Source organism: Pseudoduganella violacea (assembly GCF_014191875.1).
GTDB classification, from domain to species: domain Bacteria; phylum Pseudomonadota; class Gammaproteobacteria; order Burkholderiales; family Burkholderiaceae_D; genus Rugamonas; species Rugamonas violacea_A.
On record NZ_JACHXD010000009.1, the window covers coordinates 240,894 to 253,350 of the forward strand.

Consider the following 12,457-nt stretch of genomic DNA (forward strand, 5'->3'; position numbering starts at 1 on the left):
AAACGCCAATAATACTGTTGGCGTTGCAGGGGACTCTTTTTGCGAGAAAAGATGTGGCGCGGGCAAGGCAAATCGTCGTATCGTAGGCATATCTCAAACCCAGGAGCCGATCATGAAATATGCGATTCTTGCCGTGGCCTTTATCGGTGCTGCCGTCCAGGCGAATGCCGCGGAAACCTATGCGAGCCGGCAGCAGGCCGAGCAGCTGGTGGGAAAAGTCACCGCCGCCATGCGCAAGGATGCCGGCAGTACGCTGTCGGCCATCACCGCCAAGGATGCGGCCTGGGTGCATGGCGACCTGTATCCGGTGGTCTACGACATGCAGGGCAAGGTGCTGGCGCACGGCCAGAATTCCAAACTGGTGGGCAAGAACCTGATCGATATCCGCGACGTGGAGGGCAATTACTATGTGCGCGAGCGGGTCGAGCTGGCCAAGAGCAAGGGCAAATTCTGGCAGAACTATGTGTTTGTCGACCCCGTCACCAAGGGCGTGCTGCCCAAGGAAATGTATTGCGAGAAGCTCGATGAGAGCGTGGTCTGCGCCGGCGTCTACAAGCGTTGAGCGGAGAGGGCATGCTTGACTATGCACAGGCCAAGGCCGCGATTGAAAAGGACAAGGAACAGCGCATCCAGGAACACCAGATCCGCATCGCCAACCGCCAGCGCATGCACGCCATGGCCGGTCCCGCCGGTTTGCGCACGGCGCCGCCGCTGAACCTGATCGCCCAGGGCGACAGCTGGTTCGACTATCCCTTGCCGTTTCCGGGCGCCAGCGATGTGATCGCGCATCTGCGCAATGTGCCGAAGGGGCCGGAAATCCTGTCCCTGGCCCACCATGGCGAGGCGGCCGAAAGCATGCTGGGCGTAAAGAAGCTGCACGAGCTGCTGCGCGAATTGCGCGATCCGCAGAATGGCCATTTCGACGCCATCCTGTTTTCGGGCGGCGGCAACGATCTGGCCGGCGACCAGTTCCGCCTGTGGGTGCGCGATGCCGTGAGCGCCGGCAGCGACCCGGCCCAGGGCTTGCTGCAGCCGCGCGTCGATGGCGTGCTGGCCGTGGTGCGCGCCGCTTACGAGGATCTGGCCCAGGCGCGCGACCGCATCGATGCTGCCATTCCCATTTTCGTGCACAGCTACGATTTCGCGTTGCCGGATGGGAAGGGCGTGTGCGGCGCGGGACCGTGGCTGCAACCGGGCTTGCTGGACCGGGGCTGGGAAGCGCTGGCTGACGGGCAGCTCATCGTGCGTGAGCTGCTGAGCCAGTTCTCCGCCTTGCTGGACGAATTGCAAACGCGCCACGCCAATTTCGTTCACGTGCCAACCCAGGGCACGCTGGGCGCGCACGACTGGGCCAATGAACTGCACCCGACACCCGGCGGCTTTGCCCGCATCACGCAGAAATTCCTGGAGGCTTTGCGCGCCTGGCCCGCCTTCCAGGGGCGTATCTGAAAAGTAAAACGCCACCCGAAGGTGGCGTTTTCGTTTTGCCGGGCTGAAGTCTTAAACCTGGCGGTTTTTGCGGCGGCTTGCCAGCGCGATGCCGGCCAGGCCCAGGCCCAGCATCAGGTAGGTGGCAGGCTCAGGCACGGCGGTGATCAGGCCAGGGCCGCCGATGGTGACGCTGTATTGGCCATGATCCGTGTTCTCGAAACCGGTCGAGACGAAGATGTAGGTCACGCCAGCGCTCAGCGGGCCATAGAAGCCCGAGGTGGTCTGGCCCAGCAGATCGTCGCTGGCGCCGATGGCGTTGGTCAGCGAGTCGGCTGGGTTGAACGAGTTTTCATACAGCAGTTGGAAGGTGTCGAACAGACCGGTGGTCAGGAAGGTATAGGTGCCGCTTTGCGATACGGTGAAGGCAAAGGAATCGTAGCGCACATTGGTGCCGACCGCCGACAGTCCCAGCAGCGATTCAACGGGACGGTGGAAGGTTGGACCGGTCGACGTATCGCCAGTGAAAGTTTTGATATCGGCGCGGGCGGCCTGGGTCAGCCCAGCGAACAGAATACCCGCAGCAAGTACAACCCTAAAGAACTTTACGATGCTCATCTTTTTTATGCTCCGTTTAGTATTGATAAGGGAAGAAGCGATGGAGACAGCCCTCGGGAAACGCTGAGAACTGCGATTCAATTATTGCATGCTTTTTTTGTAAGTGTTGGGTGTTCTACCAATATTGCTCAGCTTGCGGCGGATAAGCCACAAATGAAGCGATTTTGCGGCGCGCCTTATTTGGCGGGCGAATAAGGCTGTCGCGGCATTATGGCTTAGCGGAAACTTAAAGCGGCTCGGGCAGGCGCAGCTGCGCTGCGGCCTGCTGCAGATGCGCCCACAAGCGCTGGGCCGCCGGCCCATGCGGGCGGTCGCTGCGGCGCGCCGCCACCAGCGCTTCCACGTTGCCCGGCAGATAGCACCCGGCCAGCGAGAGCAGGGCGCCGTCGCGCAATTCCTGCGCCACCAGGAAGCGCGGCATATGGCCCCAGGCCATGCCTTGCAGGATGATTTCCTTCTTCATCAGCTGGTCGGCCACGGTGCACTGGTGGGCGCCGGCGATCATGAAATAGTCCGCCGAATGTGGAACGCGAGCGCGAGTTCCTGGATGCGGTGCTGTCCTTCCTGTGAGGCCGGCGCCTTAGAGGTAGCGCGCCAGCAGCGCGCGGTCGAGGGCGGGATCGAGTTCGATGCGCACGATATGGCCGCTGCCGTGGGCGATCTGGATCTCGCCGCCCTCGTCATTGAGCATGCGCGTCAGCGTGATGTCGCGGTTGCCGCTCGGGTGCATCACCTCGATGCGGTCGCCGACGGCGAAGCGGTTCTTCACATCGACGCGCGCCCAGCCGTTTTCCACGCCGAGCACCGCACCCACATACTGGCTGCGGTCGGTTTCGGAGGCGCCGCGCATATAGTTCTGGTGCGCCTGGGTGTGGTGGCGCTGGTAGAAGCCGTCGGTATAGCCGCGGTTCGCCAAGCCTTGCAGCTGGCCCAGCAGACCGGTGTCGAAAGGACGGCCCGCGACGGCGTCGTCGATGGCGCGGCGGTAGACCTGGGCGGTGCGCGCCGCGTAGTACAGCGACTTGGTGCGGCCCTCGACCTTGAGCGAATCGACGCCGATCTTGACCAGGCGCGCCACGTGTTCGACGGCGCGCAAGTCCTTGGAATTCATGATGTAAGTGCCGTGCTCGTCTTCGAGGATCGGCATCATCTGGCCGGGACGGCCGCCTTCCTCGATCAGGTAAGGGCGGTCGGCCAGCGGATGGCGCGGTTGCTGGCCCAGCGCGGAGAGCGGACGGCTGTTGGCCTCATCGAGCGCCTGGTTGAAGTCGAACTGGATCACCTTCATCTCGTTCAGGTCGCCGCTGGCGTCTTCTTCCGCGTTCTTGACCTTGTAATCCCAGCGGCAGGAATTGGTGCAGGTGCCCTGGTTCGGGTCGCGGTGGTTGAAATAGCCCGACAGCAGGCAGCGGCCCGAGTAAGCGATGCACAGCGCGCCGTGGACGAAGACTTCGAGTTCCATCTCCGGGCATTGCTGGCGGATTTCCTCGATCTCGTCGAGCGAGAGTTCACGCGACAGGATCACGCGCGTCAGTCCCATGCGGTGCCAGAACTTGACGTCGGCCCAGTTCACGGCATTGGCCTGCACCGAGAGGTGGACCGGCACGTCGGGCCACTTGTCGCGCACCATCATGATCAGGCCGGGATCGGCCATGATCAGCGCGTCCGGCTTCATCTCGATGACCGGTGCCATATCGCGCAGATAGGTCTTGAGCTTGGAATTGTGGGCGAAGATATTGCTGGCGACGAAGAACAGCTTGCCGCGCGCATGCGCGCCCTCGATGCCTTCCTGCAGCGCCTGCAGCGTGGAAAAATCGTTATTGCGCACGCGCAGGCTGTAGCGCGGCTGGCCGGCATAGACGGCGTCGGCGCCATAGTCGAAGGCGGCGTGCATCTTGGCCAGCGAGCCGGCGGGAAGGAGGAGTTCGGGAGCGCGGGACATGGTGGGGAAGGCAGGCAAAACCGCGTATCTTACGGTGGCTCTTCCTGCAAATCCTTGATGTACATCAAAAATGCCCGGCTAATTCCGGACTATTTTCGCGCGCGAAAAAATAGTGCTTTCGGTCCGGTGGGAAATACCCAGATGTAATTTTTAATAATGTAGTATTGCCGGAAATTCATTGAGGGAGTCGCCGATGTCCTTTCTGATTGTTCTGGCCGCACTGGGCTTTTTGATGCTGGCCGCTTACCGCGGCTACAGTGTGATCCTGTTTGCCCCCGTCGCCGCGCTGGGCGCGGTGCTGCTCACCGATCCCTCCGCCGTGGCGCCCGCCTTCAGCGGCATCTTCATGGAAAAGATGGTGGGCTTCGTCAAACTCTACTTCCCGGTTTTCCTGCTGGGCGCCGTGTTCGGCAAGCTGATCGAGCTGTCCGGCTTTTCCGCATCGATCGTGATGGCGGCCATCCGCTATATCGGCCGTTCGCGCGCCAACGCGGTGATCGTCACCGTCTGCGCCGCGCTGACCTATGGCGGCGTGTCGCTGTTCGTGGTGGTGTTTGCCGTCTATCCCTTCGCCGCCGAGCTTTACCGGCAAAGCAATATCCCCAAGCGCCTGATGCCGGGCGCGATCGCGCTGGGCGCCTTTTCCTTCACCATGGATACCTTGCCCGGCACGCCGCAGATCCAGAACATCATTCCCACCACCTTCTTCCAGACCACCGGCTGGGCCGCGCCCTGGCTCGGCGTCGCCGGTTCCGTGATGACGGTGACGGTGGGCCTGCTCTACCTGGAATGGCGGCGCCGCGCCGCCATGGCCAAGGGCGAGGGCTATGGCGCCGACAGCGCCGCCGTCCAGCAAGGCAAGGAGGCCAAGGACTTGCCGCATCCGCTGCTGTCGATCGCGCCGCTGTTGCTGGTGGGCGTGGCCAACTTCGTGCTGACCAACTTGATCCGCGACGCTTACGGCGCTAGCCACCAGCTCACCAGCGCCACCTTGCCCGGCCTGCACGCGCCCGTCACCACCAGCGTCAAGACCGTGGTCGGCATCTGGGCGGTGGAGGGCGCGCTGCTGCTGGGGATTGTGCTGGTCTGCGTGAGCGCCTTCGGCCGCATCCGTGCCGCCTTCGCGGAAGGCACCAAGGCGGCCGTGGGCGGCGCGCTGCTGGCCTCGATGAACACGGCCTCCGAATATGGCTTCGGCGGCGTGATCGCATCGCTGCCGGGCTTTATCGCCGTCAGCGATGCGCTCAAGAGCGTGCCCGATCCGCTGGTGAATGCGGCGCTGTCGGTGACCACGCTGTCCGGCATCACCGGCTCGGCCTCGGGCGGCATGAGCATCGCGCTGGCCGCCATGTCGGACTACTTCATCGCCGGCGCCCAGGCGGCGCATATCCCGCTCGAAGTGCTGCACCGCGTGGTGGCCATGGCCAGCGGCGGCATGGACACCTTGCCGCACAATGGCGCCGTGATCACCCTGCTGGCCGTGACGGGGCTGACGCACAAGCAGTCTTACAAGGACATTTTCGGCATCACCATCATCAAGACGGCGGCGGTGTTCTTCGTGATCGGTGTGTATTACCTGACGGGATTGGTATAAGAAAGGCGCGCGGCGGGTGAGCGCACCCGGTCCGCGCCACCTGCCGCTTTTCAGTCGAGGAAGTCGGCGTACTCGCGCAGGCTGTAGCCCGCCAGCTTGTTCCAGGGCGCGGTGGCGCTGGCCTTGGACGGCCGCACTTCGATGCGCTGGAATTCCTGGCCGGCGCGGTCGCCGCTTTCGATCACCAGGGCGATCTGGCGCGCGTCATCCCACAGCACGCGCTGGAACTGGCCGTTCTTCTCGCGTTCGCGCCAGCGCGCACCCGGCACGTCGGAGGCGCGGGCCGACAGCGGCATGTCCGCCACCATCTTTGGCGACACCAGGTAGAACTGGCCGTCCCAGGAGCCGTTGAAGCTGACATTGCCATACTCGCCCGGCGGCACGGCGATGCGTTCACGCGCGTGGGCGTCCACGTATTCCAGTTTCAGCGTGCCGTTTTCCAGCATCACGTGGCGCGCCAGCTGCGTTGGATTGAAGTGGCGGTGGCCGCTGCCTTTGTGCTCGTGCTTGTCCTTGGCGCGCTGCGGTAGCACGCGTTCGACCCACACATGGCCGGTGCGGCGCAGCCAGCGTTCCTCGTAACGGCTTTCGCGCGTCACGCCTTCTTCGGTGATGACCTTGCTGTAGAAGCTGATGCCCAGATCGAGATCGGGGGCCGCAGGCGCAGCCTGTGCCGCGAAGGAGCACAGGCTGGCCGCGAACAGCAGAAAAGACTTCAGGGATTTCATGCTGCTCCGTATTGCTTAGAAGCCGAAGGCCGATTTCAGCAGGGTGAACACCTTGGTGTTGTCCAGCGTGCCCTTGAAGGCTTTGGAACCGGAGCCGGTGGCGAACAGTTTGACGTCGCCGCCGCCGTGGGTTTCGCTGCTCAGGCGCACGCCGGCTTCCTGCAGATAGTCGTTGCCCTGCACGGTGGCGCTATCCAGGTTGGTGCGCACGTTTGGACGGTTCGGACCATTGCCGAAGACCAGGGTGGAGTAGGTATTGCCGTCGGCGTCCTTGCCCGGCTGGTTGTTGCGGTAGTCGCGGTTGATGTCCAGGATCGGGTTGCCGCGCTTGGCGTAGCCGTTGATGGTCAGGGTGTGGTCATGGTCGGCGGTGACCACAATCAGGGTGTTCTTCAGTTCCGGATCGAGTACCTTGGCCTTGTCCAGCGCCGCCTTGATGGCGTCGTCGAAGGCGATGGTGTCGACCAGGGCGCGCTTGGCATTGGTGCCGTGCAGGGCGTGGTCGATGCGGCCGCCTTCGACCATCAGGAAGTAGCCGTTCGGGTTTTTCGACAGCAGATCCATGGCCTTGGTGGTCATCTCGGCCAGGGTGGGCTGGCTGGCGCCTTCGCTGCCGGCGGCCGCGGTGCTGCGGTCCAGCTCATATTGCAGATGGCTCTTGGCGCTGTACAGGCCGATGAATTTCTTGTCCAGCGGCGCGGCGGTCATCTCGGTCTTGTTGGCGGCCACGGTGTAGCCCTTAGCCTTCAGTTCGGCCAGCAGGTCGCGGCCATCGGCGCGGCCGCCTTTATTGGTGGTGTCGAACGGGGTGAAGTGGTTGCGGCCACCGCCCATCAGCACGTCCACGCCGTCGCCCAGGGCGCTGTTGTAGCCGGCGCCGCCCGGCACCAGCTGCGCGGCGATCGCGTATTGTGCATTGCGGTTGCAGATGTGGGAGAAGGTCGCTGCCGGGGTGGCGTGGGTCAGCTCGGTGGTGGTGATGGAACCCACGGCCTTGCCCTTGGCCTTGGCCAGTTCCAGGATGGTGACGGCTGGTTTGCCATTGGTGGCGGCGCAGTTGTTCACGCCCAGGTTGCCGTTGGCGTCCTTGCTGGGTTCTGTCGCCACGGTTTCCGCCGACATGGAGATGACTTCATTGTTCATCTTCACGCCGGTCATGTAGGCGGCCATCGACGGCGCGCTGTCGGTGGTTTGCGCGTCGTTGGAGAAGGTCTTGATGCGGGCGGTGCGTTCCAGCTTGTCCATGGTCAGGCTGCCGTCTTCGCCGTATTTGTAGATGCGCGAGGCGGTCACGGTCGCCGGGCCCATGCCGTCGCCGAGGAAGAAGATGACGTTCTTGGCATCGGCCGCCACGGCGGCCTGGGAGAATGCCGTGCCGACAGCGAGGGCCAGCAGGGAGCGGTGCAGATTGCGTTTCATATTTGGATCCAGTCCAGAAAGAATTGATTGCAGGAGGGCGCGGCGCGCGCCGCGGCCCTCACAAGGCTTGTTACAGGCCGCCGGCGGCCTTGATCAGGCCAAACACCTTGGTGTTGTCGATGGTGCCGAGGAAGGTTTCGGAACCCATGCCGATCGCGCCGAGGAAGACATCGGTGCCGCCGTGCGTCTCGTTGCCGGCGCTGACGCGGATCACGCCTTCCTGGTGGTAGGTGTTGGCGCTGGTGACGCTGTCGTCCAGGCTGGCCAGCGCGGAGCGGCTGCCCTGGGTGCGGTTCTCGCCGTTGCCGAAGCCGATGATGGAGTAAGGCGCGCCGTCGGCGTCTTTTTCCACGGCGCCGGTGACGTAGTTTTTCACCACGCCCAGCACGCCGGCATTGTTGGCGGCGGTCTTGCCGGTACGCTTGGCGTAGCCGTTCAGCACCAGGGTGTGGTCATGGTCGGCGGTGACCACGATCAGGGTGTTTTTCAGCTCAGGGTCGGTCTGTTTGGCCTTGGCGATGGCGGCCTTGATCGCGTTGTCGAAGGCCACGGTGTCGTGCAGGGCTTTCTTGGCGGTGGTTTCGTGCAGGGCGTGGTCGATGCGGCCGCCTTCGACCATCAGGAAGTAGCCCTTCTTGTTCTTGGCCAGAACGTCCATGGCCTTGGTGGTCATATCGGCCAGGCTAGGCTCCTTGGCCGGATCGCGGTCCAGGTCATAGCTCATGTGGTTGGAGGTGAACAGGCCCACCAGGCGATCGGTCTTGGCCGCATCGATGGCGTTGAATTCGGCGGCGTTGCTGGCGTAGGCGTAGTTCTTGGCCTTGAATTCGGCGATCAGGTCGCGGCCGTCGGCGCGCTTGCCTTTGGCAGCGACCGGCGTGAAGAACTGGCTGCCGCCGCCCAGGAGGACGTCGATGCCGTTGGCGCCCAGCGCGCTGTTGTAACCGGTGCCGCCTGGAACCAGGGCCGCAGCGATATCGTTTTCCAGATCGCGGTGGCAGATATGGGAATAGGTGGCGGCTGGCGTGGCGTGGGTAACGCGGGTGGTGGTGACGACGCCGGCGGACAGGCCTTTGGCTTTGGCCAGTTCCAGCAGCGTGGTGGCCGGCGTGCCGTTCTTGCTGCCGCAGTTGTTGCCCAGCTTATTGCCGGCGGTATCGTTGATCGGATCGATGGCGGTGGTGTCGCTGGACATGGAGATGACTTCGTTATTCATCTTCACGCCGGTCATATAGGCGGCCATCGACGGCGCGCTGTCGGTCACTTGCGAATCGTTGGAGAAGGTTTTGACGAAGGCCGTTTCCGGCAGGGTGTCGATGGTCAGGTCGCCATCTTCGCCCACCGAGTAGATGCGCGCGGCGGTCATGGTGGTCAGGCCCATGCCGTCGCCCAGGAAGAAGATGATGTTCTTCGGCGTGGTGGGCGTGACAGGAGTGACTGGGGCGGTGGTGTCGCCCGAGTTATTGTCGCTGCTGCTGCAGGCGGCAAGGGCAAGAGCAACGCATACGCCGATCGCGGCGCGCAGAGGGAACTTTGGCATGGCGGTTAGTCCGGGGTGTCGAAAAGCCTGCACCATACCAATGGCGTGTGACGGGTTCATGACGGAACGTTAAGTTTCGTCATCAAACCGTCATATTTGCATGAAAAATATTCAGCAAAGCTGCGCGTGCCGCGGCGCCGGAGAAGACGCGCAGGGCGCGTAATCTCGTCATTAGGGCCGCGACAGCCAGGCCGATGCCGCGCGCGTCAGGCGCGGCATGATCCAGTACACCATGAGCGCCGAGATGATTGCCGCTGAAGCGAACATCTCGGCGGCAACAGGCAGGCCGGGAGCAAAGCTTTGCCCCGGTATTCTGACCACGGGCGGCACGATGGCTGTCAGCGGAAACACGGCCGAGGTGGACAGCAGCCACTGCTTCCAGCGCGCCGGCGCCGGGCCATTCTGCGAGGGCGCAAACCAGAATTCGGCGTCGTCGTGCACGCGGAAACGGTCGCGTCCCAGCAGCCAGGGCCGCGCCTCTTCCAGCAACGCGCGCCGCAGCGGCGACAGCAGCCATTCGCTGGCGCTGGCCGACGAACAAAAGCGCAGGATCACCACATAGCGCAAACCCGCGCCGGCCGGCATCAGGATGTCGGTCGCGACGTGGCCGGGAAAGCGCTGGTGCGCCTGCGTGGCGCGCTCCATCCAGCGTTCGTAGTCGGCGCGATGGCGCGGATGGACATCGTGCACGATCACGCTGGTGCTCAGGTCCGGCGCGGGCAGGGCGCTCATGCCGCCGCGCGCTGGCGGCGCTGCATGGCGCGCGCGTACAGTTCGCGCCGCAGCGGAATCAAAGGATCGTCCGACGCTTCGATGCCGTCGATCGCGCCGCCCGGACTGAAACCCAGGCTGCGCTGCAAGGCCGGCTGCGCCGCCGTGTCGGCCGCCAGCGCCTCCACGCGGATGGTGCCGAGCATGATCTCCTGACGGGCTTCGGGGCCGCTGCGCGGCCAGACCTGCGAGCAGTCGTCCAGCACATCGCCCGGCGCGGCCAATTGCAGCATCAGGCGCATCAGACCGGCGCCGGCATCCAGGCGCTGCGCCAGTTCCGCGCTGAGGAAGTTGGGCGGCATGGCCAGCGCTTCGGCATCCGTCAGGTGCGGGGCCGGCGCCAGCGGATCGATGCGGTAGCGGCCGTGGCGCACCTCACCCGCCGCGTTGATGAAGCGGAAAGCGTTCAGGCCGAAGTAGTGCTCGGACAGATAACTTTTCGGCGCGGGCTTGGGCGCTTCCAGATAGGCCTTGGCGCGCGGGTGCTGTTCCAGAAAGCGGTTCAGGCGTTCCGCATCGGGCTGCGGCGCGACGCTGGCGGCGATCGCCTGCAGGAAGCCGAGAAACTCCTCCGGCGAACCGGCGGGAAAGCCGTCATGGGAATGGGCGACGATGTCGTGGCTGGTGCCGTCTTCCAGCTGGAAGCGCAGGGCCAGGCCGCGCGGATTGGCCATGCTGTCGCCATCGGGCGTGGTGGGCACGCCGCTGAAATTGGAGAAGCGCAGTTGCAGCGGAATGGGTGTGGCCTGGAAATGCGGCGCGCGCGTGATGGCTGCGGCGCCGGGTGCGGCGACAAAGGTGCCGAGAGCGACGATGCCCTTGGCATGGCTGACGCGGAAGCCTTCATGGCAACCAAAGCTGGCCGTCAGCGCGTCGAGCATATCGTCGTAAAGCTTATCCTTGTTCACGGACTGGATCTTTCAAAAAATTAGGGGGCTGGCTTAGCGCTGCGCCAGGCCGTGGGTCATGGTGATGTGCTTGAACTGGATGAAGTCGTCCATCGCCGCCATGCCGTTCAGGCGGCCCAGGCCGGACTGTTTGACGCCGCCTTCCTCGAATTCGTCGTACACCACGGCCCAGTCGTTGACCCAGACCGTGCCTGCTTCCAGCGCGCGCGCCACGCGCAGCGGGCGGTCGATGTCGCGTGTCCAGACGCTGGCGGCCAGGCCGTATTCGCTGTTGTTGGCCAGGGCGATGGCTTCCTGCTCGCTGTCGAAGACCTGCATGGTCAGCACCGGACCGAAGGTTTCCTTCTGCACGATGTCCATATCGGGATCGTTCACCTCCAGCAGCGTTGGACGGTAGAACGCGCCCTGGGCCAGCGGGCCTTGCGCCACCGGGCCGCCGCGCACGATCACCTTGGCGCCCGCTGCGATGGCTTCGTTGACCGCGCGGTTCACGCGTTCCACGTTGGGACGGTCGATCAGCGGTCCCATCTCGCTGGCTGGATCGGAGGCCGGGCCGACCTTGACGGCTTCCAGGCGTTCGGCCAGGCGCTGGCGCAATTTGTCGGCAATGCCCGACTGCACCAGCAGGCGCGAACCGGTCATGCAGAACTGGCCGGCGAACACGGTCAGGGCTTTCTCCAGCTTGGGCAGGGCGGCTTCGATGTCGGCGTCGTCAAACACGATCATCGGGGTTTTGCCGCCCAGCTCGAGGCCGAAGCGCTTCAGGCGCTGCGCGCCGACGGCGGAAATGGCGCGGCCGGTGGCTGTGCTGCCGGTGAAGCTGATGGCCGGCACGTCGGGCGATTCGATCATCCACTTGGAACCCTCCGCGCCCGATTCGCTGAACAGATTGACCACGCCGGTCGGCAGCGAAGTCACTTCCGACATGATGCGGGAAACCAGGGTATTGGTCTGCGCCGTCTGGCCCGGCATCTTGATGACGGTAGTGCAGCCGGCGGCCAGGGCCGGGGCTAGCGAACGGATCATCAGCACCACGGGCGAGTTCCACGGCGCGATGATGCCGGCCACGCCGATCGCTTCGCGCAGCACCACGGACAGGCGGCCCGGCTTGGGATCGGCGGCGCGGCCATATTCGGTGCGGGTCAGCGCGGCGTAGTAGCGCAGCTTGGACGGCACCATGCTGACTTCGAATTCGGCCTCGCCCTTCACCTTGCCGTTTTCGGTGGCGAGAATGTCGATCAGCTGCGCGCTGTGGCGCTCGAAAGCGTCGGCCAGCTCATTGAGCGCCTTGGCGCGCAGGGCGCGGTCTTCCTTCCACTCGGTTTCGACGAAGGCGCGCTTGGCGGCGGCGATCGCGTCGCTCGCCTCGCGCAGGCCGCCGTCGGCATATTGGCCGATCACTTCGTAGTTGGCGGGATTGATCGAATCCTTATGGATGCCGGAATCGGTCCATTCGCCGCCGATCCAGTTCAATGCGATGTTCTTGTTCATGTGTGTGCTCCTTTATCA

Annotated in this window: 12 protein-coding genes; 3 read left to right on the top strand and 9 right to left on the bottom strand. The window is 64.2% G+C overall.

All coding sequences use genetic code 11. The annotated features are described in order from the left end of the window. Window positions 1-112: 112 nt before the first annotated feature. Both FHS03_RS17130 and FHS03_RS17135 read left to right on the top strand, forming a co-directional pair. Window positions 113-562, top strand: coding sequence for a cache domain-containing protein (locus FHS03_RS17130; protein WP_183442135.1), 450 nt, complete (start codon window positions 113-115; stop codon window positions 560-562). 11 nt (window positions 563-573) lie between these two features. After that, on the top strand, window positions 574-1,449 hold the full coding sequence (locus tag FHS03_RS17135; RefSeq protein WP_183442136.1) for an SGNH/GDSL hydrolase family protein: 876 nt from the start codon (window positions 574-576) through the stop codon (window positions 1,447-1,449). Window positions 1,450-1,500: 51 nt separating this feature from the next. Here the strand turns inward: FHS03_RS17135 and FHS03_RS17140 are convergent, their stop codons facing one another. From FHS03_RS17140 to trhP, 3 genes are all read right to left on the bottom strand, one after another. Next, on the bottom strand, window positions 1,501-2,046 hold the full coding sequence (locus FHS03_RS17140) for a PEP-CTERM sorting domain-containing protein (protein ID WP_183442138.1): 546 nt from the start codon (window positions 2,044-2,046) through the stop codon (window positions 1,501-1,503). A 226-nt stretch (window positions 2,047-2,272) separates the two neighbouring features. Continuing rightward, window positions 2,273-2,551: a LysR substrate-binding domain-containing protein gene (locus FHS03_RS17145; RefSeq protein ID WP_183442140.1), complete on the bottom strand. Its 279-nt coding sequence runs from the start codon at window positions 2,549-2,551 to the stop codon at window positions 2,273-2,275. Between the two features lie 75 nt (window positions 2,552-2,626). Next, the gene (gene trhP, locus FHS03_RS17150; RefSeq protein WP_183442142.1) at window positions 2,627-3,988 is read right to left on the bottom strand and encodes a prephenate-dependent tRNA uridine(34) hydroxylase TrhP; all 1,362 of its coding nucleotides are present in this window, start codon (window positions 3,986-3,988) and stop codon (window positions 2,627-2,629) included. Window positions 3,989-4,181: 193 nt separating this feature from the next. Here trhP and FHS03_RS17155 point away from each other — a divergent pair, with 193 nt between their 5' ends. After that, entirely contained in the window at window positions 4,182-5,582 is a 1,401-nt protein-coding gene (locus tag FHS03_RS17155; protein WP_183442143.1) for a GntP family permease, read from the top strand. Between the two features lie 50 nt (window positions 5,583-5,632). On the opposite strand, the gene FHS03_RS17160 is transcribed toward FHS03_RS17155, so the two are convergent. From FHS03_RS17160 to FHS03_RS17185, 6 genes are all read right to left on the bottom strand, one after another. Further along, window positions 5,633-6,310 carry a hypothetical protein gene (locus FHS03_RS17160; protein WP_183442145.1) on the bottom strand — a complete coding sequence of 226 codons (678 nt, stop codon included), beginning with the start codon at window positions 6,308-6,310 and terminating at the stop codon, window positions 5,633-5,635. A 15-nt stretch (window positions 6,311-6,325) separates the two neighbouring features. Then, the gene (locus tag FHS03_RS17165; RefSeq protein ID WP_183442147.1) at window positions 6,326-7,729 is read right to left on the bottom strand and encodes an alkaline phosphatase; all 1,404 of its coding nucleotides are present in this window, start codon (window positions 7,727-7,729) and stop codon (window positions 6,326-6,328) included. A gap of 70 nt (window positions 7,730-7,799) precedes the next feature. After that, on the bottom strand, window positions 7,800-9,269 hold the full coding sequence (locus FHS03_RS17170) for an alkaline phosphatase (protein WP_183442148.1): 1,470 nt from the start codon (window positions 9,267-9,269) through the stop codon (window positions 7,800-7,802). A gap of 171 nt (window positions 9,270-9,440) precedes the next feature. Next, the gene (locus tag FHS03_RS17175; protein ID WP_183442150.1) at window positions 9,441-10,001 is read right to left on the bottom strand and encodes a putative antibiotic biosynthesis monooxygenase; all 561 of its coding nucleotides are present in this window, start codon (window positions 9,999-10,001) and stop codon (window positions 9,441-9,443) included. After that, a complete protein-coding gene (locus tag FHS03_RS17180) occupies window positions 9,998-10,948 on the bottom strand; it encodes a catalase family peroxidase (RefSeq protein WP_183442152.1) in 951 nt (316 codons plus the stop codon). The genes FHS03_RS17175 and FHS03_RS17180 overlap by 4 nt, the downstream gene beginning before the upstream one ends. 33 nt (window positions 10,949-10,981) lie before the next feature. Next, window positions 10,982-12,439 (bottom strand): aldehyde dehydrogenase family protein, encoded by a 1,458-nt coding sequence (locus tag FHS03_RS17185; RefSeq protein ID WP_183442154.1) that lies wholly within the window; start codon window positions 12,437-12,439, stop codon window positions 10,982-10,984. Window positions 12,440-12,457: the final 18 nt, after the last annotated feature.